This is a genomic window from Streptomyces sp. SID486, assembly GCF_009865385.1.
Lineage (GTDB): Bacteria > Actinomycetota > Actinomycetes > Streptomycetales > Streptomycetaceae > Streptomyces.
Map to the genome: position 1 here is coordinate 1 of NZ_WWJT01000606.1, position 2,936 is coordinate 2,936.

The 2,936-nt window shown below is 69.3% G+C and carries 4 protein-coding genes; all 4 read left to right on the top strand.

All coding sequences use genetic code 11. The annotated features are described in order from the left end of the window. Positions 1 to 306: MerR family transcriptional regulator (locus GT045_RS28300; protein WP_161335929.1), on the top strand; the 306-nt coding region annotated here is incomplete at its 5' end. Positions 307 to 472: 166 nt separating this feature from the next. Next, a complete protein-coding gene (locus tag GT045_RS28305) occupies positions 473 to 1,318 on the top strand; it encodes an RNA polymerase sigma factor SigF (protein ID WP_161335930.1) in 846 nt (281 codons plus the stop codon). 153 nt (positions 1,319 to 1,471) lie between these two features. Further along, on the top strand, positions 1,472 to 2,275 hold the full coding sequence (locus GT045_RS28310; protein ID WP_161334012.1) for an alpha/beta hydrolase: 804 nt from the start codon (positions 1,472 to 1,474) through the stop codon (positions 2,273 to 2,275). Continuing rightward, positions 2,275 to 2,936: PAS domain S-box protein (locus GT045_RS28315; RefSeq protein WP_161298481.1), on the top strand; the 662-nt coding region annotated here is incomplete at its 3' end. The genes GT045_RS28310 and GT045_RS28315, both read left to right, overlap by 1 nt.

Below are 2,936 nucleotides of genomic sequence, written 5' to 3' on the forward strand. Positions count from 1 at the left end.
GACGACGACTACCCCGCCTACACCATGGGCCGGGCTGCCGAGATGCTCGGCACCACCCCGGCCTTTCTCCGCGCGCTCGGTGAACACCGCCTGATCACACCCTTGCGCTCGGAAGGCGGTCACCGCCGATACTCCCGCTACCAGCTGCGCGTCGCGGCCCGCGCCCGCGAACTCGTCGACGGGGGCACGCCCATCGAGGCCGCCTGCCGCATCGTCATCCTGGAGGACCAGCTCGAAGAAGCCCAGCGCATCAACGAGCAGCTCCGGGCCCGAGGGGACCAGCCACAACCGAGGACTTCCGCCTGATCAGGAAGACTTCCGCCTGATCAGGCGGACGTGGGCCGTGCGGCGGACGGTCGGACATCGGTGCGAGATGAGGCGGACATGGATGCAGGATGAGGGGGTAGACGATGCGTCGTCGGCCGTTTCGGCAGGCAGCGACGGTTGGCTCGACTTTTGGGAGGGGAACAGAATGGCGCTCATGAGCACCCAGATGGTGGACACGCGGACGGCCCGGTTGCCGGAGGTCCCCGACCCTTCCCGGGTGGCGCCGAAGGACGCCCGCGAGCTGTCGCGCCTGTTCTTCGACCAGCTCGCGGTGCTGGAAGAGGGCACACCGGAGTACAGCTACGCCCGTAACACGCTGATCGAGATGAACATGTCCCTGGTCCGCTTCGCGGCCGGCCGGTTCCGCAGCCGGGGCGCCGAGGAGATGGAGGACATCGTCCAGGTCGGCATGATCGGCCTGATCAAGGCGATCGACCGGTTCGACCTCTCCCGGGAGGCGGAGTTCACCTCTTTCGCCGTCCCGTACATCGTGGGCGAGATCAAGAGGTTCTTCCGCGACACCACCTGGGCGGTGCATGTGCCGCGCCGGCTGCAGGAAGCCCGCGTCCAGCTCGCCCGCGCCACCGAGGAACTCCGCAGCCGCCTCGGCCGCACGCCGACGGTCAAGGAGCTGTCGGACCTGATGAGCCTGCCCGAGGACGAGGTGCGCGAGGCCCGCCTGGCCGCCAACGGCTACAACTCCTCCTCCCTGGACGCCGCGATCAGCGGCAGCGAGGACGGCGAGAGTGCCCTGCAGGACTTCATCGGCACCGAGGACCGGGCGCTGGAACTCGTCGAGGACTTCCACGCCCTGGCGCCGCTGATCGCCGAACTCGACGAACGCGATCGCCGGATCATCCACATGCGGTTCGTGGAGGAACTCACCCAGGCGCAGATCGGCGAGCACCTCGGCGTCTCCCAGATGCATGTCTCCCGCCTGCTGTCGCGTACCCTCGCCCGTCTGCGGGAAGGTCTGCTCACCCAGCACTGAACCGGACGACCTCCGGCGCCACGGGAAGCCCCGCCGCCCGCGCGGCGGGGCTTCCGTGCGCCCGACCGGCCCCGTCTTGTGAAGGCGTCGGACGGAACGTGGAGGATTCGGGCCCTTTTCGGAACAACGGGCGGGACCTGGGAGACTACGGGCATGGATATCGCTCGCAGGAACAATGTCACCGTCACCGGCAACCCGCAGGGGCGGCCGGTGGTGCTGGCGCACGGATTCGGCTGCGACCAGAACATGTGGCGGCTGACCCTGCCTGCGCTCACCGAGGACTACCGGGTGGTGCTCTTCGACTACGTCGGATCGGGCCGCTCGGACGCGACAGCCTTCTCGGAAGATCGTTACACCTCCCTGGAGGGCTACGCCCGGGACGTGACGGAGGTGTGCGAGGCGCTCGACCTGCGCGACGCGGTCTTCGTGGGCCACTCCGTCAGCGCGATGATCGGCGTACTGGCCGCCGACATGGCCCCGGAACGGATCGGGGCGCATGTGATGGTCGCTCCCTCCCCGCGGTACATCGACGACGACGGCTACCGCGGGGGCTTCAGCGCCGAGGACATCGAGGAGCTGCTGGCATCCCTGGAGGCGAACTACCTGGGCTGGTCGGCGGCCATGGCACCGGTGATCATGGGCAACGCGGACCGTCCCGAACTCGGCGAGGAACTCCGGAACAGCTTCTGCGCCACCGACCCCGACATGGCGCGCGTCTTCGCCCGCACCACGTTCCTCTCGGACTCACGGGACGACCTCAAGAAGGTCACCGTGCCGACCCTGGTGCTGGAGTGCACCCAGGACATGATCGCCCCCCGGGAGGTCGGAGCCTTCGTCCACCGGGCGATCCCCGGCTCGACGCTCGTCACGCTGGACGCGACCGGGCACTGCCCGCACCTGTCCGCGCCCGAAGCCACCAACGAGGCCATACGGGGTTTCCTGACGGACCTGCGATGATGTGCCGCAACGGGCAGCAGCCCGACCCGCACGGGACCGGCGACGAGCGCACCTCCGACGCGACCTTCGCCGCACTCCTGGAGGACAGCGCGGAAGAACTGTACGACCACGCGCCCTGCGGATACCTGTCCACGCTGATGGACGGCACCATCGCGAAGATCAACACCAGGCTGCTGGACTGGCTCGGCCTCCGGCGTGAGGCGGTGGTGGGCCGGATGCGGTTCACCGACCTGCTGACCGTGGGCAGCAGGCTGTACCACGAGACACACTTCGCGCCGCTGCTGCGGATGCAGGGCGAGATCAGCGGCATCGCCATGGAGGTCAGACAGGCCGGCGGCGGCCGGATGCCGGTGCTGGTCTCCTCCGCGGTCAAACACGGCAGCACCGGCGAGGCCCTGCTCATCCGCACCACCGTCTTCGACGCCCGGGACCGTCGCGCCTACGAGGAAGAACTCCTGCGCGGCCGGAAGGCGGCCGAAGAAGCACGCCGCCAGGCGGAGGCGGACCGGGCGCGGCTGCAGGACGCCCTCGCCGTGCTCCAGCAGTCACTGCTGCCCGACATCCTGCCGCCGGTCCCCGGCGTGGAGACGGCCGCCCACTACCACACCGCTCACCCCGACCGGCTCGGTGGCGACTTCTACGACGTCTTCCCCCTCGACGG

Bases quoted from the DNA above. Each gene is read 5' to 3' on its own strand.
- GT045_RS28305 (WP_161335930.1), top strand. From the start codon at position 473: ATGGCGCTCATGAGCACCCAGATGGTGGACACGCGGACGGCCCGGTTG.
- GT045_RS28310 (WP_161334012.1), top strand. From the start codon at position 1,472: ATGGATATCGCTCGCAGGAACAATGTCACCGTCACCGGCAACCCGCAG.